The 19,773-nt window shown below is 68.9% G+C and carries 22 protein-coding genes and 1 pseudogene; 15 read left to right on the top strand and 8 right to left on the bottom strand.

What is annotated here, in order from left to right:
- On the bottom strand, nt 1–788 hold a 788-nt coding region (locus A6A25_RS21090; RefSeq protein ID WP_073892515.1), incomplete at its 3' end, for an IS3 family transposase.
- A complete protein-coding gene (locus tag A6A25_RS21085) occupies nt 785–1,096 on the bottom strand; it encodes a transposase (protein ID WP_073892513.1) in 312 nt (103 codons plus the stop codon). The genes A6A25_RS21085 and A6A25_RS21090, both read right to left, overlap by 4 nt.
- A gap of 96 nt (nt 1,097–1,192) precedes the next feature.
- On the opposite strand from A6A25_RS21085, the gene sigK reads away from it, so the two are divergent.
- The 5 genes from sigK to A6A25_RS21060 all read left to right on the top strand — a co-directional run bounded on the left by sigK (nt 1,193) and on the right by A6A25_RS21060 (nt 6,011).
- Nucleotides 1,193–1,795 carry an ECF RNA polymerase sigma factor SigK gene (sigK, locus tag A6A25_RS21080; RefSeq protein WP_073892512.1) on the top strand — a complete coding sequence of 201 codons (603 nt, stop codon included), beginning with the start codon at nt 1,193–1,195 and terminating at the stop codon, nt 1,793–1,795.
- Complete coding sequence (locus A6A25_RS21075; protein WP_073892510.1) at nt 1,792–2,589, top strand: anti-sigma factor; 798 nt, start codon at nt 1,792–1,794, stop codon at nt 2,587–2,589. The genes sigK and A6A25_RS21075 overlap by 4 nt, the downstream gene beginning before the upstream one ends.
- Nucleotides 2,590–2,642: 53 nt before the next feature.
- Complete coding sequence (locus tag A6A25_RS21070) at nt 2,643–4,286, top strand: molybdopterin-dependent oxidoreductase (RefSeq protein ID WP_073892509.1); 1,644 nt, start codon at nt 2,643–2,645, stop codon at nt 4,284–4,286.
- Between the two features lie 138 nt (nt 4,287–4,424).
- On the top strand, nt 4,425–5,081 hold the full coding sequence (locus tag A6A25_RS21065) for a fasciclin domain-containing protein (RefSeq protein ID WP_073892507.1): 657 nt from the start codon (nt 4,425–4,427) through the stop codon (nt 5,079–5,081).
- Between the two features lie 276 nt (nt 5,082–5,357).
- Nucleotides 5,358–6,011 (top strand): hypothetical protein, encoded by a 654-nt coding sequence (locus tag A6A25_RS21060; protein ID WP_143193316.1) that lies wholly within the window; start codon nt 5,358–5,360, stop codon nt 6,009–6,011.
- Between the two features lie 374 nt (nt 6,012–6,385).
- Here A6A25_RS21060 and A6A25_RS44155 read toward each other — a convergent pair whose 3' ends face one another.
- Together A6A25_RS44155 and A6A25_RS21050 are read right to left on the bottom strand one after the other, a co-directional pair.
- The gene (locus tag A6A25_RS44155; RefSeq protein ID WP_158073780.1) at nt 6,386–6,811 is read right to left on the bottom strand and encodes a hypothetical protein; all 426 of its coding nucleotides are present in this window, start codon (nt 6,809–6,811) and stop codon (nt 6,386–6,388) included.
- Nucleotides 6,812–6,917: 106 nt separating this feature from the next.
- Nucleotides 6,918–7,208, bottom strand: a complete 291-nt coding sequence (locus A6A25_RS21050; RefSeq protein WP_073892502.1) for a hypothetical protein — start codon at nt 7,206–7,208, stop codon at nt 6,918–6,920.
- Nucleotides 7,209–7,443: 235 nt separating this feature from the next.
- On the opposite strand from A6A25_RS21050, the gene A6A25_RS21045 reads away from it, so the two are divergent.
- The 6 genes from A6A25_RS21045 (at nt 7,444) to A6A25_RS21015 (ending at nt 12,810) form a co-directional block, all read left to right on the top strand.
- Entirely contained in the window at nt 7,444–7,818 is a 375-nt protein-coding gene (locus tag A6A25_RS21045) for an ATP-binding protein (RefSeq protein ID WP_073892501.1), read from the top strand.
- 820 nt (nt 7,819–8,638) lie between these two features.
- Nucleotides 8,639–9,181 (top strand): copper chaperone PCu(A)C, encoded by a 543-nt coding sequence (locus A6A25_RS44150; RefSeq protein WP_158073779.1) that lies wholly within the window; start codon nt 8,639–8,641, stop codon nt 9,179–9,181.
- A gap of 270 nt (nt 9,182–9,451) precedes the next feature.
- Nucleotides 9,452–9,814, top strand: coding sequence for a trypsin-like peptidase domain-containing protein (locus tag A6A25_RS46650; protein ID WP_073892499.1), 363 nt, complete (start codon nt 9,452–9,454; stop codon nt 9,812–9,814).
- A 12-nt stretch (nt 9,815–9,826) separates the two neighbouring features.
- Nucleotides 9,827–9,997, top strand: coding sequence for a hypothetical protein (locus tag A6A25_RS45635; protein WP_241828827.1), 171 nt, complete (start codon nt 9,827–9,829; stop codon nt 9,995–9,997).
- Nucleotides 9,998–10,375: 378 nt separating this feature from the next.
- Nucleotides 10,376–10,726 carry an SPW repeat domain-containing protein gene (locus A6A25_RS21020; protein WP_158073778.1) on the top strand — a complete coding sequence of 117 codons (351 nt, stop codon included), beginning with the start codon at nt 10,376–10,378 and terminating at the stop codon, nt 10,724–10,726.
- The gene (locus A6A25_RS21015) at nt 10,723–12,810 is read left to right on the top strand and encodes a transglycosylase domain-containing protein (protein ID WP_241828826.1); all 2,088 of its coding nucleotides are present in this window, start codon (nt 10,723–10,725) and stop codon (nt 12,808–12,810) included. The genes A6A25_RS21020 and A6A25_RS21015 overlap by 4 nt, the downstream gene beginning before the upstream one ends.
- A 480-nt stretch (nt 12,811–13,290) precedes the next feature.
- Here the strand turns inward: A6A25_RS21015 and A6A25_RS21010 are convergent, their stop codons facing one another.
- The 3 genes from A6A25_RS21010 to A6A25_RS21000 form a co-directional block, all read right to left on the bottom strand.
- Nucleotides 13,291–14,658 carry a DUF6414 family protein gene (locus A6A25_RS21010; protein ID WP_073892496.1) on the bottom strand — a complete coding sequence of 456 codons (1,368 nt, stop codon included), beginning with the start codon at nt 14,656–14,658 and terminating at the stop codon, nt 13,291–13,293.
- Nucleotides 14,655–15,893, bottom strand: a complete 1,239-nt coding sequence (locus tag A6A25_RS21005) for an ATP-binding protein (protein ID WP_073892495.1) — start codon at nt 15,891–15,893, stop codon at nt 14,655–14,657. The genes A6A25_RS21010 and A6A25_RS21005 overlap by 4 nt, the downstream gene beginning before the upstream one ends.
- Before the next feature lie 762 nt (nt 15,894–16,655).
- Nucleotides 16,656–17,114 (bottom strand): DUF3592 domain-containing protein, encoded by a 459-nt coding sequence (locus tag A6A25_RS21000; protein WP_143193315.1) that lies wholly within the window; start codon nt 17,112–17,114, stop codon nt 16,656–16,658.
- Between the two features lie 786 nt (nt 17,115–17,900).
- On the opposite strand from A6A25_RS21000, the pseudogene A6A25_RS46890 reads away from it, so the two are divergent.
- Nucleotides 17,901–18,026: pseudogene (locus A6A25_RS46890) on the top strand (L-threonylcarbamoyladenylate synthase); the annotation flags it as partial.
- A gap of 7 nt (nt 18,027–18,033) precedes the next feature.
- Nucleotides 18,034–18,147 carry a Sua5 family C-terminal domain-containing protein gene (locus A6A25_RS46885; protein WP_380735009.1) on the top strand — a complete coding sequence of 38 codons (114 nt, stop codon included), beginning with the start codon at nt 18,034–18,036 and terminating at the stop codon, nt 18,145–18,147.
- Nucleotides 18,148–18,186: 39 nt separating this feature from the next.
- Here A6A25_RS46885 and A6A25_RS20990 read toward each other — a convergent pair whose 3' ends face one another.
- The gene (locus tag A6A25_RS20990) at nt 18,187–18,828 is read right to left on the bottom strand and encodes a carbonic anhydrase (protein ID WP_073892492.1); all 642 of its coding nucleotides are present in this window, start codon (nt 18,826–18,828) and stop codon (nt 18,187–18,189) included.
- A 196-nt stretch (nt 18,829–19,024) separates the two neighbouring features.
- Between A6A25_RS20990 and A6A25_RS45630 the strand changes: the two genes are divergently transcribed.
- Both A6A25_RS45630 and A6A25_RS45625 read left to right on the top strand, forming a co-directional pair.
- Complete coding sequence (locus tag A6A25_RS45630) at nt 19,025–19,375, top strand: response regulator transcription factor (protein ID WP_241828824.1); 351 nt, start codon at nt 19,025–19,027, stop codon at nt 19,373–19,375.
- A complete protein-coding gene (locus A6A25_RS45625) occupies nt 19,363–19,671 on the top strand; it encodes a response regulator transcription factor (RefSeq protein WP_241828823.1) in 309 nt (102 codons plus the stop codon). The genes A6A25_RS45630 and A6A25_RS45625 overlap by 13 nt, the downstream gene beginning before the upstream one ends.
- Nucleotides 19,672–19,773: the final 102 nt, after the last annotated feature.

Raw genomic sequence — 19,773 nt, 5'->3', positions numbered from 1 at the left:
TCGATATAGCGGAACAGCTCGTTCTCGGCCTCGTCACGGGTGCGCCAGGCGCGGCGGTAGACCAGTTCGATCTTCAACGTGGAGAAGAAGTTCTCCATCAGGGCGTTGTCGTACGAGTCGCCGACCGACCCCATCGAAGGCAGAATCCCGTTGTCTTTCAACCGTTCCGCGAAGCGAAAGGCCGTGTAGGTCGATCCTCGGTCGCTGTGGTGGATCAACTGCCCGTCGCGCACGTCGCGGGACCAGATCGCGTACTCCAGAGCGCCCAGGACCAGTTCGGTGTCGCAGCGGTCTGAGGTCTTCCAGCCCACGATCCGGTTGGAGAACGCGTCGCGCACGGCCGCGAGCCAGAAGGTGCCCTCACCGGTACGGATCCGGGTGGCGTCGGCGACCCACAACCGGTCCGGCGCGGGTGCACTGAAGTTCCGGTTCACCCGATCGGGCGCTGGCGCGGCCCGTGGATCCCGCCTGGTCGACGGCGTCCGCCACTGTTTGCGCAGGAACGCACCCTGCAGCCCGGCCTGGCGCATCAGCCGCTCGACCCGCTTGCGCGACACGCGGATACCCCGGCGGCGCAGCACCTGGTGCACCCGCGGACTGCCGTAGGTCCCGCCCGAGGCAGCGTGGATGTCGATGATCTCGGTCGTGATCGCCCGGTCGTCGCGCTCACGTCGGGACGGGTCGGCCTGGCGGGCCACCCAGCCGCGGTAGGTGGAAGAGGCGATGCCCAGGACCCGGAGGACGAACTCGACCCCGAAGCGGTCGCGAAGCTGCTCGACGAGCTTCACGACCGTCGCCGGGTCGGGTCGAGTTCCGCCGCGAAAAACGCGGACGCGGTCTTGAGGATCTCGTTGGCCCGCTTGAGCTCCGCGTTCTCCTTGCGGAGGCGGCGCAGCTCCTCGGACTCGGTCGCGGTGGGCCGGTCTTCCCGCTCGCCGCGGTCGGCCTCGTCCTGCCGGATCCAGTTCCGCAACGCCTCGTGATGCACACCCAGCTGCTCGGCAAGGCGCCTGATCACCGGCTTGGGCTCCGACTCCCGGTACAACCGGACCGCACGGGCCCTCAACTCGTCGGGGTACTTCTTCGGTGGTGCCACGGACGACTCCCTTCAGGTCCTATCGGACCATGTCTGGAAAGCCATCGAGCTACCGGGGGAACCTCATCGAGGACGATCCGATCGGAAAGGGGCACGATGGCAGGGCGTGAGCGCAAGCTCCAGGCCGTATCCGCCGACACCCCAGAGCGGGCCGACGCCACCGCCGAGGAGTTGCTGGCCCTGGTGGCGCGCGGTGACGACAAGGCGTTCGCGCGGCTGTACGACGTGGTGGCGGGCAGAGTGTTCAGCCTCGTGCGTCGTGTGGTGCGTGATCACGCGCAGTCGGAGGAGGTCACGCAGGAGGTGTTGGTGGAGGTGTGGCGGACCGCCGCCCGCTTCGACCCGGGGCGGGGCAGTGCGCTGGCGTGGGTGATGACGATGGCGCACCGCCGGGCCGTGGACCGGGTCCGCTCGGCGCAGTCCGCGACCCGCCGGGAGGACCTGGCCGCCCGCCTCGACGTGGAGACGCCGTTCGACGCGGTCAGTGAGCAGGTGGCGGCACGCATCGAGCGGCGGCAGGTGCGTCGCTGCCTGTCGACGTTGACGGACCTGCAGCGGGAGTCGATCCTGCTGAGCTACTTCCGGGGCTACACCTATCCGGAGACGGCTTCGGTGCTCGGCATCCCGCTGGGCACGGTCAAGACCAGGATGCGGGACGGTTTGATCAGGCTCCGAGACTGCCTGGGGGTGACCCGATGACCGACGACACCGCGCGTATCGAAGCGCACACGTTGATCGGCGCTTACGTGCTCGACGCCCTCTCCGACGCCGAGCGGCGCCTGTTCGAGGAGCACCTCGCGGGCTGCTCGGGCTGTGCGCAGGAGACGGCCGATCTGCTCGAGGCCACCGCGCTGCTCGCCGGCGAGAGCTCGGTCGAACCCCCTGCCCACCTGCGCGACCAGGTGCTGGCTGCGGTGGCCCACGCCCGCCAGTTGCCGCCGCGGACCGACGACCGGACCGACCAACCGTCCCAAGTGGTCGCACTGCATTCAGGTGGATCCACCGGGCGAAGCCGGTGGCTGCGCAGGACCGCCACGCTGGCCGCCGCGGCGGGCATCGCGGTCGCCGTGACGCTGGGCATCCAGGCCGTGGACACCAACAACCGACTGGAACGCGACCTGCGCGCCCTGGAGCAGGTCAACACCCGCAACAGCGAGGTCGCCGAGTTGCTGGCCGCACCGGACGCCAAGCTCGTGCGCGGTGACGTGGCAGGCGGCGGCACGGGCACCGTCGTGGCGTCGTCGGCCAGGGGACAGGTGGTGTTCCTGGCCCACGGGCTGGCGCCGTTGCCCGAGGACCGCACCTATCAGCTGTGGTTGATCGGTGCCGACGGGCCACGTCCGGCCGGTCTGCTCACGTCCTCCGACGGACCGTCCGATCCGTTGCTGGCCAGTGGTTTCACCGGCAGGGAAGCCGTGGGGCTGACCGTGGAGCCCCAGGGTGGCTCCCCGCAACCTACGACCCCGACCGTGGTGGTCCTTCCGCTCGTGTGAGCCATATCCGCCCGAACGGCAATCCGCGGGGTCGCCGGCTGCGAAGACCTGGTATGAACGCATCCACGTCCAGGCAGTCGTCCGATCCCGCGGTGCCGCGGCTGCCGCTGTGGGCGGCCGCGGTGGTGGGCCTGGTCGCCGTGGCCGCCGCGTTGGCCGCGGGACACCTCGTGGCCGCGCTGATCGACCCGTTCGCCTCACCGTTCCTGGCCGTGGGCAACACCGCGATCGATTTGACACCGCACCCGGTGAAGGACTTCGCGATCCGCACGTTCGGCGAGAACGACAAGATCGTGCTGCTGGCCGGCATGGCCTTCGTCATCGCCGCCGCCGCTGTGGTGGCCGGGTTGCTGTCCCGCCGCAGCCCGCTGCCCGGGACCATCCTGGCCGCGGCACTGGGCTTGCTCGGCGGCGCGGCGGTGCTCACCCGCCCGACCTTGGGCACGATCGCCGTGCTCGCACCGTTGACCAGCCTGGTCGTCGGCGTCGCGGTCTTCCGGTGGCTACACCGGCTCGCTCCCCGCATCTCGGCGGGCGAGCCCGCTGCGGACGAGCCGCAGTCCGCCGACGACACAATGGAAAGCGCCGGTCAGCCAGAGACGCGTGCGCTGGACTGGTCGGTGCCCGGCTTGGGCCGTCGTCGTTTCCTGATCACGTCCACCGCCGTGGCCGCCGCGGCGGGCGCGACCGCGGCGGCGGGGCAGTTCGTCGGCGGCCGGGTCGACGTGGAGGCCTCCCGCCGTGCCATCCGCCTCGTCCCGGACGAGACCGCGCCGCCGATCCCGGCCGGCGCTGACTTCGCCGGTGACGGAACGCCGACTTTCATCACGTCCAACGCGGACTTCTACCGGGTGGACACCGCGTTGTCCGTGCCGAGGATGCGGGCGCAGGACTGGCGGCTGCGCGTGCACGGCATGGTCGAGCGTGAACTGGTGCTCACCTACGACGACCTGCTGAACCGGCCGTTGGCGGAGAAGACGATCAGCCTGTGCTGCGTGTCCAACGAGGTCGGAGGGCCGTACATCTCGACCACGAACTTCATCGGCGTGTCCCTGCGCGACATCCTCACCGAGGCAGGCGTGCGACCGGGCTCGGACCAGCTCGCGACGCGCAGCGTGGACGGCTGGACTTGCGGCACCCCGGTCGAGGACATCATGAAACCCGACAGCGACGCCTTGCTGGCCATCGGCATGAACGGCGAGCCGCTGCCCGCCGAGCACGGCTTTCCGGTGCGGATGGTGGTGCCGGGCCTGTACGGGTTCGTCTCGGCGACCAAGTGGCTGGTCGACGCCGAACTCACCACCTTCGCCGACTTCGACGCCTACTGGGTCAAGCGCGACTGGGCACGACGTGCCCCGATCAAGACCATGTCCCGCGTCGACCGGCCCAAAGCGTTCGAGCAGGTGCCGGCCGGCCGGTTCGTGGCCGCCGGGGTGGCCTGGGCGCAGCACAAGGGCGTCGACAAGGTGGAGGTCCGGGTCGACGGCGGCCCTTGGCAGGCCGCGAAGCTCAGCACCGAGGTCAACGTCGACACCTGGCGGATGTGGCGCGCCGAGCTCGACCTGCCCGCCGGCTCCCACACGTTGGAAGTGCGGGCCACCGACCGGACCGGCTACACCCAGACCGCCGACCGGGCCGAGCCGATCCCGGACGGCGCCGCCGGGTGCCACACGATCGTGTTCACCGCACGGCCCTGACCAGCCTCGCAACGGCCGGTGCGGAAACCGCTCAAGTTTTTCCCGGATTGACCAATCCGTCGCCCCACCGGCACCGAACCACTCATGACAAGCCGGCAAGCACAAGGTCCGGCCACCGTCCTCAAAGGAGCAACTCCCATGCGCAGCACCCGGCTCGCGTCCGCGATCGGCGTCCTCACCGCGGCCCTGATCTCCGTCGCGGCGTGCAGCAGCGGCGAACAGGCCGCCTCGAACACCACCTCGGCCGCCGCCACGACGACGACCACCACGACCAGCAGCGCGGCGATGAGCGACGGCGTCACCAAGACCAGTGACGTGTTCGGCGCCGGCTGCGCCAGCCTGCCCGCCGAAGCCACCGACGAGGGCTCGCTCGACGGCATGGTCGACGACCCGGTCGCCACCGCCGCGAGCAACAACCCTCTCCTCAAGACGCTCGTGGCCGCCGTGAAGGAAGCCGGTCTCGTGGACACCCTCAACAAGGCCGACGCCAAGTACACGGTCTTCGCGCCCTACGACCCCGCCTTCGAAGCCCTCGGCCAGGACACCGTCAACGCCGTGCTCGCCGACAAGCCGAAGCTCACCTCCATCCTGACCTACCACGTCGTGCCGCAGCGCATGGACAAGGACGGCATCCTGTCCTCCGCCACCCTGCCCACCGTCCAGGGTGGAACGCTGAAGGTCGAGGGCTCAGGCGACAACGTCACCGTCAACGGTGCCAAGGTCCTGTGCGGCAACATCCCGACCGCCAACGCCACGGTCTTCGTCATCGACAAGGTCATGATGCCCACCTCCTGATCCGCACCGCTCCGCGCGAGAAGAGCCGCGGCTACTCTCCCCGTGGCCGCGGCCCTCCTCCCGTTTCGCCCGTCCAGGTGTCACTCGATGGCGTGAACTTCCTGCGCCGTCTCGTGGTGGCGTCGCGGTTGGCCAGACCACTTCGTCGTACAGGCAATCCGGATCGAAGCCAGCGCCGAACACCTTGTGCAAGGGCAGATCGTTTCGACCCCGCCAGGAAGAGGAACGAAGATGAGTCGACTTACGAGCAGGGCGGCACGCGCGACGGTTCCGGTGGTGACATTGGTTCTGGCGTTGACGGCGCCGGCAGTGGCGTCGGCGCACGGAGGAGGCCACGGCACCGAACACCGGAACGACGGTGACGCCACGGTCGCCACCGTGCAGCTCCGGCAGCTCAACCACAGCGGAGCCTCCGGGCAAGGCGTTCTGGTGCTGCGCGGCGACCAGATCGACATCGCCTTCCGGGTGCGCGGGGTGTTGGCCGACGCCCCGCACGCGCAGCACATCCACATCGGCGCCCAGGGCCGCTGTCCCACCCAGCGGGCCGACACCAGCGGTGATGGCATCGTCAACACCACCGAAGGCCATCCCTTCTACGGCCACATCGGCACCTCGCTGACCACCAGCGGCGACACCAGCCCGGCCAGCGGCCTGGCCATCGACCGCTTCCCGACGCCGGACGGCACTTCGTACAACTACCGCCGCAGCATCACGGTGACCCCCGACGTGGCCGGTGACATCCGCGACGGCAAGGCAGTGCTCGTCGTGCACGGCATCGACCCCGACCACAGCGGCACCTACGACGGCAGCGCGCCCAGCGACCTCGACCCGTCCCTGCCGCTGGAGGCGACCTCACCGGCTGCCTGCGGCCCCTTCCGCACTCTGCATGGTGGACTGCTCGACCTCGACCTGGGAATCGGCCTCCGCTGACGGCCACCCACCCCGCGTGCGGGAGTGCGTCTTGCTACCCCTTGGCGCGCTCCCGTGCCCGAGCCGTCCCGGGTGTCGGCCATCGGCACCTGGGACGGCCGCACAATCACACGACCGATCAGGCGCGACGCCAGCAGGCGACAGCTGGGTCGGACATCCCCTGCCAGCCGATCATCCGCCGCGGTCCGCCGGGCAATTGGCAGGGTCGGATCGGGACCAACGTCATACCGCCGGTGCGCACGTCAGAAACGGTTTCCGCAGCAAGCGGCGGACTTCGGGTGAAATGCCTGACTTCGGGTGCGCGGGTTGGCGCTCGGGAACGCTCCTGATCGCCCGGCCGGCGGCTGGGCGCAGGTCAAGGGCGGACCCTTTGGTCACGAGCTCCGAGGTGAAGCTGGTTCGTCATTCGTCCACTGCTTCGCCCGTTCGGGCGTCCCCCACAACTCATAGCGGTGGCCCGCAACGGCGTGCGCCCGACCTTGGGTCACCAACTCACGAAGCGCGTCGACCACCACCGGCTGCTGGATCTTCAGCCGGTTGGAGATCCGGTAGACGGGCAGCAGAGTGGCCTCCGGTGCGCGAGTGAACAGCCAGTACACTTGTTCGACCGGTGACCACAACGGCTCGTTGTCCATCCGCTGTCGCTCATCCGGGCGCAAATGCCTGGCGCAGGCGGGAGCGAACTCGCCCAACGCGACGGACTGCCGAACCGTTGCCGCACAGGCCGTACCCGTTCGTGTGAGGCGACCGCAACGCGGCCGATCGGCCTGGGGCACACCGCCCAGGACATCGTTCGCCACGTCGCCGTCCTCCTCGTCAACACCACTTCCACGTGTATTCACGTCGACCGGAGGAACGGTTCACCACACAACAGTGGCCGAGGGGCACAGGGCCACTGTAGATCCGTCAGTTCTGCGGGTAGACCCCGAAATGGACCCGGCCGGCTCGACGCCTGCGCACGTCCAGCACCTTGTCCGACAGCAGGTCCGCCGCCCCGGGTTCGAGGAAGACCCTGGCTCCGGCCTCGCACACGACCACCCGATCGCCGTCCGCCGGCCCGGACGCGATCGACAGGTCGAAGTCGCGCTCGCGCGTGTCCGTCGCCAGCGCGATCCGCAGCCCCCCGTCGAGCGCTACTCCGGCCGCGTTGGTGAGTTCATGGATGGCCGTGGTTGCCGATTCGTCGATGGTGAGCATCGTCCTCTCCTGCCTGTCACGGATGCGGGTTCGCCATCGAGGCTAGGTTCGGCGGTCATCCTGGAGACAGAAAGAGACAGCACCTGCAAGGAGAACGTCAGGCGGCATCACTGAGCGGTCTTGACGACCTTGCGTTTGCCTGACGATCGTGCACTCTTCGGTTCTCCCCACCCCGTCGACGGAGTACTGATGAAGCAGAGTCCGCAGGGCACCCTGGCGAGGGTGAGGTGGTCAGGTGAGCACGGGTGACGACACGGTGGTCCTCGTCATGAAAGACGCCGAGTGCTTTCCGAGCGCCGAGATCGAGCGGTGGGTGCGGCAGCGGATGGTCGGCTGGCTCGGCCACGAGGCCCTGCTCGTCGGAACTGTCGTCGGTGAGCTGCTGGACAACGCGCGACGGCATGGTGCGGCCCCGTACGTGCTCGCACTTTCACTGGACGAATCAGGCGATGAGCTCACGATCCGCGTCCGCAGCCGCGAGCGAGGACACGGCGCGGGGTGGTCTTTCGGCGCGGGGCTGCTGATCGTCGACTGCCTGACCGGCCAGTGGGGCGTCAGGTCGGAGGCGACCGGCACGACCGTGTGGGCGAAGGTCCGATTCGACGACTGACGGCCGGTTGGAGCACCACCACGCGGGTACCCGTGGGCGCACGGAACTCGGGAGGCGCCCGGTGACCAAGCGTGATCGGATCGAGAACCCGTGGGGCGGACGTACCCCGTACGGGCCTGGTTCGCAGTGGCCGGCGCGGGTCGACACCCACCTCGCCGACGGGATCACCGAGGACCAGGTGGAGCGGTGGGTGCAGTCGGCGTCGCTGCTGCACTCCAACGGCGACGCGATGGACATCGCCGTGCGTGATGGGCGGATCGTCGGGGTTCGAGGACGTGAGGTCGATCGGGTCAACCGGGGAAGGCTGGGTCCGAAGGACCTGTTCGGCTGGCGGGCGAACGCCTCACCCGACCGGTTGACCAGGCCGTTGATCCGGGAAGGCGGTTCCCTGGTGCCCACCGACTGGGACACCGCGCCATGCTCAAGACCCTCTCACCACAGGTCCTCGCCAGCTGAAACGAGCCACCGCCGTCGATCGTCGGCCCGCCGAGTGCACCTGTCGGGACGCGGTCGGGGACCGGGACGGCTGCGACCGCACCACCGGCTCCTACCCCGAGCTGGTCGACGGGGCGCTGGCCGCGAACCCGCCCTCGGGCCGTGCTGTCACGCTGACCGACGTCGTTGCGGGCCACGATCGTCCACCCCAACGCACCAAGCCACACCGCCACCGCGACCGCGGTCGAAGCCGCCGTCTCCTGCCCCTCGTGGTCGGCTGCACCAGCTGCGGGGTTCGAACTTCGGAGCTGTCCTCGCACGTTGCGCTTTCCTGACGCCGGCACCGTGCTGGGTACGACCTTCCCGGGCTGGGTACCCGAGCGGCATGAACAGGATCGGCATCCTGGGGGCGGCGGTGTTGGCGGCTGCGGCGTTGGTTTCGTGCGGTGAGCCGCAGAGGGTGTTGGGCAGCGGCACGATCGGCACCAACGCTGAAGTGGGTGACGTCAAGCTGCGCAACGTGTTCGTCGAAGCCCCGGGAGGGAACGGTTACCGACCCGGTGACGACGCGGTGGTCCGACTGGCGTTGCTCAGCGCGTCCGACGAGGCGGACGCGCTGCTGGGTGTGAGCACGGGGCATGCGTCCTCTGTCGAACTGCGGTCCGACAAGGACTGTGACGGCACCGCGGAAACCGTGTCGCGCCTCCCGGTGCCCGCCGCGGACAGCGGTGCCGAGCCCGGCACCCCCGACCTGACCTACCACCTGCGGATCGTGGATCTCACCGAGGAGGTGCAGGCGGGCACGACGGTGCCGCTGACGTTCACCTTCGACAAGGCGGGGGAGATCACGGTGGACGCCATGGTGGAGGCCACCGACGACGGCGACGTGCCACCGGCGCCGAACTGCCCCACGACGTCGGCGAGTTGAGCACGCTGCGCAGGTCCTTCAACCGGTCTACCAGTACGGCAGTGTCCGCAGCCCACGATCCTTGCGATCGCCTCGACGAGGCCACCGCGATGTCCGCTTTCTCCGCTTCGGGTGACCCGAGGCGTTGATGCAGGTACGCCGGGAACCGTGGCGCCACCCACCGGGAGTCGGAACGTGAAAGCCTCCGCGCTGCGGCGTTCCTGATGGCCATGGCGACCGCCGCGGCGTGCACCGCCGGGACCGCCCCAACACCGCGACTTCCGATCCGACGTGGTGGCGACCAATCAGCACGTCGTCGGTGACCAGCGGGATGTCGTGGTCGAGTACGCCGACGGCGACCGGTCCGAGGGCGACGTGCTGGCCACTGACGCGGTCACCGACCTGGCGGTGGTGCGCACCGGGCGGAAGGATTTCCCGGTGCCCGAGTACCGGGAGGAGCTGCCCCGTACGGGTGGCCTGGTGTTGGCCATCGGGAGCCCGCTGGGGGTCGAGAACACCGTTACGGCGGGGATCGTGTCCGGGCCTGGGTGTGTCGCTGGGCAGGCTGACCGACGACATCCGCGAGCGGTTCGGCGTGGCGGCCGAGGGTGGGGTTTTGGTGCTAGGGCTGGACGACGGCGGCCCGGCTGCTGAAGCGGGGGGGGGGTGCAGTCCGATGACGTGCTCGTCTTGTCGGCCGGGCAGCAACTGCGCGACGTGGAGGATGTGCCGGGTGCGCTGCGCGGCACCGAGCCGGGTCGCCGGGTCGACCTGGTGGTCTTGCGGGACGGGCAGCGGCAGGAGCTGACGGTGCAGATCGCCGCGCGCGAGCGCTGAGCGGGCGCACCAGGCCGACCAGAGGTGGGACACCGGTTCCGGAGCCTGGAAGTAGTCGGGGCGCGGATCGCAGTGACCCCCGGACGGGAGTGGCAGGCCCGACGACGGGTTCCTCGCGAGTCGTGGTGAGGCATGAGGTCGCATCCGCCCGCGCCGCGAGTCGCAAGCCGGCCGCACGGTAATTCCCCAGCACCTCGGGAACCCGGCTGACCAAGACGAGCGATGCCGGTGGCGGCGAGGCGGTGGCTTCTGGCGGTGTACGGGCGTCGGCGACCGTGGAACGGGCAACCGGCGCGGACTGGTGACGTCGTGGTCCGGCATGTGCGCGATGCACCGGATCACGGGCGCGCTGCGCCTCAGAGCCCACCAGGACCGCGCGTGGTAGTCGCAGCCGCCGGCGTGTGGCTGGTGCTCGCTCCCTCGATCCTGGAGTACCCGGAGTCGGGTGCGGCGGTCGCCGATGGTGCGGTCGGCGCCGTGGTGGTGGTCGTCGCGATCATCGGTGCGGTGGTGCCGCGAGGCGTGCCCTGGTTCGACGTGATCACCGCGGTCCTCGGCGCGTGGACGAGCGTCTCGCCGTTCGTGCTCGACCACGCGGCCAGCCGGTCGGTGATCGTTAACGAGGTGGTGGTCGGTGTGGTGTTGACCGTGTCGTCGCTGGGAACGTGCCGGTCTCGATGGAGCGGTCGTGGGCGCGCCGGCCGCGCGGCGGTGAGGAGTAGGCGATGACGCGTCTTCTCGGGCTGTGCCTGGTAGCGGGTGTCCTCGTGGCCGGGGTGCTGTTCCCGGTCGTCGGTGGGGCGGGCGTGGTGCTGGTCCGGTTCGGTGACCAAGCCGCGGGTCCGGTCGTGCTGCCGGCCGATGTCGAGATGCCGCTGATGACCACGGTGGTGGACGCCGACGGCAAGCCGTACGCGTACCTCTACGACCAGTACCGCGTGCCGGTGGCGTCGGAAGAGATCTCGCAGGCGATGAAGGACGCCATCGTGGCCGTCGAGGACCACCGATTCTACGAGCACGGAGGCGTGGACTGGGTGGCCACCGCGCGTGCGGCGATGCGCAACTACACCTCGGGCGAGGTGGTGCAGGGCGCGTCCACGCTGACCCAGCAGTACGTCAAGAACCTGCTGGTGCACGTGGTGGCTCGCGACGACCCGGTGCGACAGGAGCGCCTGCGGGTACGGGACCCCGCGCGCAAGTTGCGGGAGATCCGCATGGCCATGGCGCTGGAGGACACGCTGTCCAAGGACGAGATCCTCACCCGCTACCTCAACACCGTGCCCTACGGCGTCGGGACCTACGGTGTCGCGGCTGCGGCCCAGGCGTACTTCGGCACCACGCCGGACCGCCTCACCGTGCCGCAGGCCGCCCTGCTCGCGGGCCTGGTCAACAGCCCCACGGCCCTGGACCCGCAGCGCCACCCGGACGCTGCCCAACTCCGCCGCAACACCGTTATCGACCTCATGGCACAACACGGCATGCTGGTGCGCGAGGTGGCCGAGAGGGCCAAGCGCGAACCGCTCGGCGTGCGCACACCGGTGCGTCCCCTGCCCACCGGGTGCGTAGGCGCGGAACCGAAGCTCGGCTTCTTCTGCTCCTACGTGGTCAATCACTTGGCTGCGAAGGGCATGGACCTGGAACGGTTGAAGACCGGCGGCTACACCGTGCGCACCACCCTGGACCGGGAGGCCAGCGCCGAGGTGCAACGGGCCGTGACCGCGCAGGTGCCCCGCGACGCGCTCGGCATCGCCAACACGATGGCGGTGGTGCACCCTGGCAGGGAGGAGCACCAAGTCCTCGCCCTCGTAGCCAACCGCGACTACGGTGTCGACGCGCAGCGCTTCCAGACCGTGCTCGACCTGCCCAGCGCGGTGGCCAACAAGTTCGGTGCCGGATCGGTCTACAAGATCTTCACCGCGGCCGCGGCGCTGCAGCACGGCTACCACATCGACTCGGTCATCCCGGCGCCCGCCTCCTACACCTCCCGGGTGTTCAAAGGCGGCGCTCCCGGCTGCCCGTCCACGGGTGAACCAGACACCCGGTGGTACTGCCTGTCCAACCACGACGACAGCTATCCACCCCGAATGACGCTGCGGCAAGCGCTGGCGACCTCGCCCAACACCGCGTTCGTCATCCTGGAGGAGCGCGTCGGCCTGGAGGCCGTCGTCGACATGGCCCACCGTTTGGGCATGCGCCGGACCCTGGCGACCAACATCGCCGGAGTGCCGCCGGACCCGCACTCGCCGCGACCGGAGCTGAGGGTGGACCAGGCGGAGTTCTTCACCGGTCGGCAGAACGCCTCGTTCACCCTCGGACCCTCACCGTCGAGCACGTTGGAGTTGGCCAACGTTGCCGCCACGGTTGTCAGCGGCGGCGTCTGGTGCGAGCCGACACCGGTCGTCGGGGTGATCGACCGGCACGGCGATTCGGTGGACCTGCCGGCGTCACCGTGCGAGCAGGCGGTGCCCGAACCGCTGGCCGACGCCCTGGCCACGGCGCTGAGCGACGACGACGATCGCGGCACCGCGGCGGCTGCCGCCCGGCAGCACGGCTGGACCCGGCCGATGATCGGCAAGACCGGCACCACGGAGGATTACAAGTCGGCCGCGTTCGTCGGTGCGACCTCGGACTACGCGGGGGCGGTGCAGACGTTCAACGACAGCCCTGAACCCCGGACCACCCAGGCTGTGCGCGACCGGCAACCTCTACGGCGGCACCGTCCCGGCCCACACCTGGTTCGGCGCCATGACGCCGATCCACGCCGGGACAGCCGTCACACCCCTTCGATAGCTCTGGCACACTTTCGGTGGTGACGGTGAGTAGTCTCGCGGCCGTGGCCTTGCGGTGGAGATCGATCCGCTTGCCTGGAAGGTGCTTTCGGGCTGTCGACGCCCTCGTCATCGCAGCGCCGGGCGCCGGGCGGCAAGGCCACAACTCGGATGCCGACCGCGACCACCGCCCTCCGCCGCGCACCCAACGGCTGGAACCGACAGTCCGGAAATACCGTCCTTGCAAGGAGATCGGCATCCATCATGGGATCACGAACCGACCGGCTACTCACCGTCACCAACGAAAGTGCGCCAGAGCCGCTCGTTTTGACCCACCCGATCTTGCCAGCGCGTAGATGGGAGCGCGAGGCTTTGGAGAGACCCGATCATGGGGTGTGGGCGCCGCCATTGGCAACGCGATCTACCACGCCGCCGGCAGACGTGTCCGCGACTTGCCCATCGTCCAGGGCAAGCTGCTCTGACGCGGCCGGGGACGAGAGTCCGAAATGGACTCTCGCCCCTCGGCTACCAGTAGATGGCAATGATCTCCGCGTCGATCAGGTTCTCCGCAACGCGTTCCTGAGGCGGGGAAGGGGCGTTACTCGCCGGGTTCACCGGCGTTCCGTCGATCTGAAGCCCGTTCCGGTGGCACGCCGTCTGGCGGAGGTGCGCGTGCACCTCTGCGGACAAGGGCCTATCGGCCAACCTCTCCACGTACTCCCTGATCGGTTTGAAGGCAATTGACGCACTGCCGGCGGATCGGAACACGTGCTGGTTCTCGGCGGCGAGGACCGACAGGGCGATCGCGTCGTCGGAACTGAAGGAGACGGCAAGCTCCTCGGCGATGAGCTCTCCGTAGGTGGTCAGCGCCGCTGTGCGGAGTTCGTCCGTCCTGGAGCCGGTGCTGGAGGTACCGGAGAAGGCGCCGACCGCCACCGAGCCGAACTCGGCGATCTTCTGGCTCAGGCTCGGGTCGATCCGGTTCAGCGAGTCTCCCAGCTTCAGCGGGTTCCACGTGGCGCTGATCCCTTGTTTGTTCAAGCGACAGAGCACGCGATACCGGGACTGGGTGAACAGGATCCGCCGGATGTCCTTCCAGTACAGATCCCGTTGGGTGTCGCCCACGAGGTAGATCGGCTGAGCGAGGTAGCCCGAGCCGACTTCGAGGTCGTCGTGGACGCTCCGGTGGACGATCTTGAGGCCGTGCTCGGTGTCCACGCCGACGTAGTCGACGACGCGGCCCTTCAGCGGGATGAGGTTGACCATCATCTTCTCGATCAGGTTGTTGATCGAGATGAGGCCGTCCAGCACCTCGGCTGATCCGAACTGGGCTCGCAGCTCGTCGTTCTCGTCGGCGAGCTCCTTCAGCGTGGCGAGGATGTTGCTGAGCTGGAAGATCGCGTCCGTGTCCAGTTCGACCTCGATCTCGGCGAGCTGGCCGCGGTCAAGGTCGGTGGCAGGTACGATCCAGTACTTCTCGGCTGGGTCGAGCTCATGCGCGAGGATGCGCTTCGCGTCGTTGCGGGACGGCCGACTGGTGGTGGGGAGGTTGGCGCGCAACGACATGTCGTTTTTCTCGAGGTCCCACAGACGTTTGACCAACGCCTGGACGGTGGCCTTGCTGACCACCTGCGCGTTGGAACTGCGAGACGACTCGAAGCGCGAGCCGAGACGGGCTTTGAACGGTGAGAAGCCCGCCTCGGCCTGTCCGTTCACCTCGCCCTTGTACGCGGAACCGTTGTTGTCGGTGAACTCGTGGGGAATCGCGCCGTCCCGTGAAGACAGCAGGCTGGTGACACTGACCTCGTCGAGGTAGATGAACTCGCGCAGCTCGTTCTTCACCTGCTGCGTCTGTGCGTCGGCTTTCGCCTCGCCACGCCGCTTCGTCGTCATGTTGCGGTGTCCGCCTTCGGGGTAGTTGCCGGTCGACTGGAGGCGATCAGGTTGCGGCGCTTGGCGGCCTGCTCGAACCCGGCGAGGTAGTCCTCGGTGGTGATCGCCTTACGGCGGTCCTTGACGGCGAATAAGGCGGCATCGCTCCAGATGGCCGTGAGCTCGGCCGGTGACCAGCCTGATGTCCGGTCCGCCATCGCGCCGTGCGGAAGGTCGCCGGATGTGGCGAGCTTGCGCGCACTCGTCACGAGGATGGCCTCGCGGTCGTCTCTGGAGGGGTTCGGGAAGTGGATCTCCCAGTCGAACCGTCCTGGTCGGCGGAGCGCTACATCGATGTCCTGAGGGCGATTCGTCGTCGCGATCACGATGACGTTGTCGGTCGTGTCGAAGCCGTCCATCAAGGTCAGGAACTGGCCGACGAGGCGACGTGACGATTCGTGCGACTCGTCGCCGCGTTGTGGTGCGACGCTGTCGATCTCATCGAAGAAGATGATCGCCCGCGGTTGTGAGCGAGCGTCTTCGAAGATCGACCTGATCACATCCTCGCTCTCGCCGACGTACTTGCTGATGATCTCCGGGCCGCTGATCTTGTAGAACACCGCGTCGGCCTGCTGGGCGATGATCCGTCCCAGCAGCGTCTTGCCCGTGCCGGAGGGGCCTGTGAACAGGACTCCCTTGATGGCGCGAGCGCCGATCATCTGCAACTCGTCGTGGTAGTGCAGTGGCAGTTCGATCAGGTCCTTGACTCGGTCCTTGACCTCCTCGTACCCGCCGAAGTCGTCGTAGCTGAACGATCCGTCAGGGGTTTCACGGAGCTTGTCGACGTCGAACGCGTCACCGAGGAAGATCTCGTGCTGCCGGATGGGCTTGTCGGCGAGCAGGCGCGTGATGCCCAGCCGGTCGGTGCCCTCGACCGTGTTCCCCATGACGACCTTGAAATCGGTCGGCAGAGGAACGGTCCTGAGGTTGCCGTTGATGTTGACGATCGCCTCGTCCGTGAGCACGGATCGAACGATCCCGATCCAGTGAGCCTCCGGCCACAGTGCTTGTGGCGCGCGATCGACGTAGTCGAGGTCCGGGGTGACGAGAACGACGTCGCCCACTGCCAGTAGGTCTTCATCGCTGTCGGAATCCTGCAGGGTGAACAGGTACCCGTTGGCCAGTTCGAGATAGACGAGGAGTTGGTCGTCAATGTGCTTAACGCGCGCAACCGCACGGCGAAGATCGTTCTGCAAAGCTCAAGCACCTTCCGTTTGAGCAACGGGGACTGCGTGATGTTAACTGTCAACGGGAGGCGTCGAGTTCGGAGTCCGGCTTTGGCCTTCGCCATCGGACCGGTGTTCGCGTGGCGGAGGGCAGTGGTCGCGGTCGGCATCCGGGTTGTGGCCGTGCCGCCCGGCGCCCGGCGCTGCGATGACGAAGGCGTCGACAGCCCGAAGCACCTTCCGGGCAGGGGATCGATCTCCGCCGCAAGGTCACGGCCGCGACCGACTACTCACCGTCACCGCCGAAAGTGTGCCAGAGCCCTTTCGGTGACAGCCACATCGACGGGCGAGGTTTACCGCCCCCGGTCTGGGCCGGTGCGTCGATCCTGTCAGACGGAGGTTTTGCGGACGGCGTTCTCACCGGCCGGGACGGCCAGGTCGACGGTCTCGGGCTGGTCGACCCCGAGGGTCGATCTGCCTGGCGATCACCGATCACGGCGGCGGCCACCGCTCGGGCGAGCGTGGGCAGCAGTTCATCGACCTCGGTCGCCCACAGCGGGCTGACCACCACGCGGTGAGCCGGCGCCACGGCGAACCCGATGCCGCGCCGCCGAGCGTCCTCGCTGAGCTCCAGCCCTTACCCACGGCGAGTCATCGGCAGACGCGTCATTACGGGCTCGCCTGGCCGATCACCAGGGTTGGGCGGGTGGCCCGTCCGACGCTCGAAGCCGGTGGACGCGCACCACATCCGCTCGTCCCGGATCCGTTCGTCGTCCTGCGGCACAGTGGCGCTCATCCCTCCTCGTCACGAGAGCCCGGCGACTCCGCTTGGAAGTTCTGGTGTCCGGCACTGGGCTCGCCAGCCGTGGTGTCCGCCGTCGGACCGGGCCGGAACTGCCTGCGCAACAGCACCACACCGAAGGGCGTCATCACCGCACCGACGCAACCGAGCGCCAGCTCGAAGTACCAGACTTCGCCGCGCGCCACGGACGACGGGTCCGTCCGGTCGTAGCGGACCCGCACGCGGTCGCCGGGCTCGTCCCGCGTCCTGGACCGCTCAAGCCGCTCGGTGACGACCGCCCCTTCGTCGGTGGTGAAACGCACGATCGCCTCCCACCTCGCCCGCGTGTGATCATTGACACCGCGGTCGGTGGACACGTCGACCGCGATCACCTCAGCCTCCGCGCGGACGAGCTGCAAGTCCTCCAGCAGGAAGCTGAAGCCCATGAAGAACAGCCACGGACCGGCCACGCACAACACCACAGCCCTGATCGCGCCCACCCGCGGCCCCCTCCCCGTGATCCCCACACCACGCTACGGGTTGCCTTCGTGCAATCGCCGTGAATCGCATGAATCGCCTGAAGAGCACTCTGCGCGAGCTCTGCCGGCACACGAGGGCGACTACGCCGGAATCGGAGATCGCCGGCGCAGCACGCTCATGCCAATGGAAACTGCTTCCATGGGATACCCGATCAAGCGGGCCGCGGTGGTGCCCCTCGCGATTGGCGGCAGACGAATGTGCTGTGCCAAGCTGGAGCGATCCAGCCGGTTGGCCGAACGGCGCCGGCACGCAACGCAAGTCCCGGCACGACGGAGACCACCGGTGAGCAATCCGCACAGGATCACGGTCACGCGGGTCAGAGCCACCGGTGAGCGGACGGTGCTCGACCGTCGGCGGCGAGATCGACCACGACAACGCGCACGTGATGTACGACGACGTGCTGGCCCTGATCGACGCAGACGTCCTTCACCTCGCGCTCGACTTCGCTGCGGTCGGGTTCTGCGACTCCTCGGGCCCTGAGCGCCTTGCTCAACATCTGGCAACGACTGCACGTCAACGGCGGCACGCTGACCGTCGTCGAAGCTCCCGCCAACGTCGTCAGGACCATACGCATCGGCGGCATGGGCGGCTGATCGCCGTCCACCCGCGGAAGTCGAACAGTGGAGGTTCGCCGGGTGACCGCAGGAACCGATGACATCGAGAAGGCCGCCGGCGTGCTGCGTGATGGAGGGCTGGTGGTCGTCCCGACGTAAACCGTGTACGGGCTGGGCGCGACCGTCGAGGACACCGCCGCCGTTGGCCGCGTCTTCCAGGTCAAGGGCCGCCCGCCCTCGCACCCGTTGATTGTCCACATCGGCAGCGCGGAGCAGCTGGGCGACTGGGTCGCCGATGTCACCGGCTGGGTGCGACCTCATCGTCGCCTCCCTGCCAGCGGAGGAAGGACTGGGCCTCGCGATCGCCAACCGGCTCCGTCGTGCCGCGGGACCCCGTCCCACCGCGTGAGCGGCACAAGTCCGGGTGGGGCGGCCGGCGCAGCCCCGATCACAACGCCGAGCCGACGGTGACGTCGAGGCCGCGGGCCGCGACGACATCGGCACGGCCTTCGGCCAGGCGGTAGCACAGGCCCACCACAGCGGACCGGCCCGCGTCGACCCGCTCGGCCAGCACGCGGGAGCGGTCCAACAGCAGGTCCACCGTGTGCCGGACGTGCTCGGCCAGAACCTCGTCGGCCGCCACCCGACCCGCGGCCCGCGCCGCCAACACGCTCGGCGTCACCCGCTCGACCACGTCCCGGATGTACCCGGCCGGCGCCGTCCCGCTCTCCACCGCGGCCCGCGCCGCCCCCACCGCGCCGCACGAGTCGTGGCCGAGGACCACGACCAGCGGGCAGTCCAGCACCTCCGCCCCGTACTCGATGCTGCCGAGCACCTCCGACCCGACCACGTGACCCGCGGTGCGCACCACGAACAGGTCACCCAGGCCACGGTCGAAGACGATCTCCGCGGCCAGCCGGGAGTCGGAGCACCCGAACAGCACGGCGAACGGCCGTTGGCCCGGTGCGATCTCGGCACGCCGTGCCGAATCCTGGTTCGGGTGCTGCGGAGCGCCCGCGACGAAGCGCCGGTTGCCGGCGAGCAGCAGTTCGAAGGCTTCGGCGGGTGTCCTGGACTGGATCTCTGACATGGCCCCAGCCTAGGTCAGGCCGCTGGCGCACGTCGGCGTCGGCGAAGCTCGAAGATCAACGCGCCGCGGCGGGGACGTCGTGTGAACGGCCACAGGTGGTCCACTCAACGGGTACCGTGACTCCAAGTAAGGCGTCCGGTCAGAAGGCTGAGGGCGAGCGCGGGCAGACTAACCAGCGAACAGGGATGTCCACGGCATGGCGGACTCCGACCCATCACGACCGGTACGCGTCGTCCTGGTCGACGACCACCACCTGGTGACCGAGGTCATCCGGTTGGCGTGGGCGCGGTCGGATGAGATCGAGGTCGTGGCCACGGCCCGGTCGATCACCACCGCACTGGTCGAGGTCTTCGAACTCCGACCGGACGTAGTGGTGCTGGACCGCAGGCTGCCCGACGGCGACGGCTTGAACGCGGTCGCCTCTCTCACCGCGCAAGACGTGCCGGTGCTGATGCTGACCGGCGACGCGACCGTGTCCGTCGCCGCCAGGGCCGCCGAGGCCGGCGCCGCAGGGCTGGTGCTCAAGTCGGCTCGGTGGAAGAGCTGACCGAAGCCCTGCTGCGCGTGGCTGCGGGCGAGGTCGTGTTCGACGGCGTGCTGCTCGCAGGCGGACCGGACAAGCCGGCGGGGCGTGGCGAACACGGCGCGGTGCCGCTGACGGGCCGTCAGCGCGAAGTTCTGGCGCTGATGGCCGAGGGCACCGGCACGGAGGAGATCGCCGAGCGCATGGGTCTGGCCCGCAACACCGTGCGCAACCACGTTCAGCGGGTGCTGGAGAAGCTCGGGGCGCGGTCGAAGCTGGAGGCGGTGGCGATCGCCCGACGCAACGGCCTCCTCTCGTAGCTCGGTTCAGCCATGCGGCGTGGTCGGCGTGGCCCTGGACGGCAGTCCCGAAAGGTGGTCACATCGCTGATCACGGTGGCCGGCCTGTACCCAGGGTAATCA

The organism is Saccharothrix sp. CB00851 (assembly GCF_001905065.1).
In the GTDB taxonomy this organism is placed as follows: Bacteria; Actinomycetota; Actinomycetes; order Mycobacteriales; family Pseudonocardiaceae; genus Actinosynnema.
The sequence above is the reverse complement of the archived record's forward strand: the minus strand, read 5'-3'. Positions and strand labels throughout refer to the sequence as shown.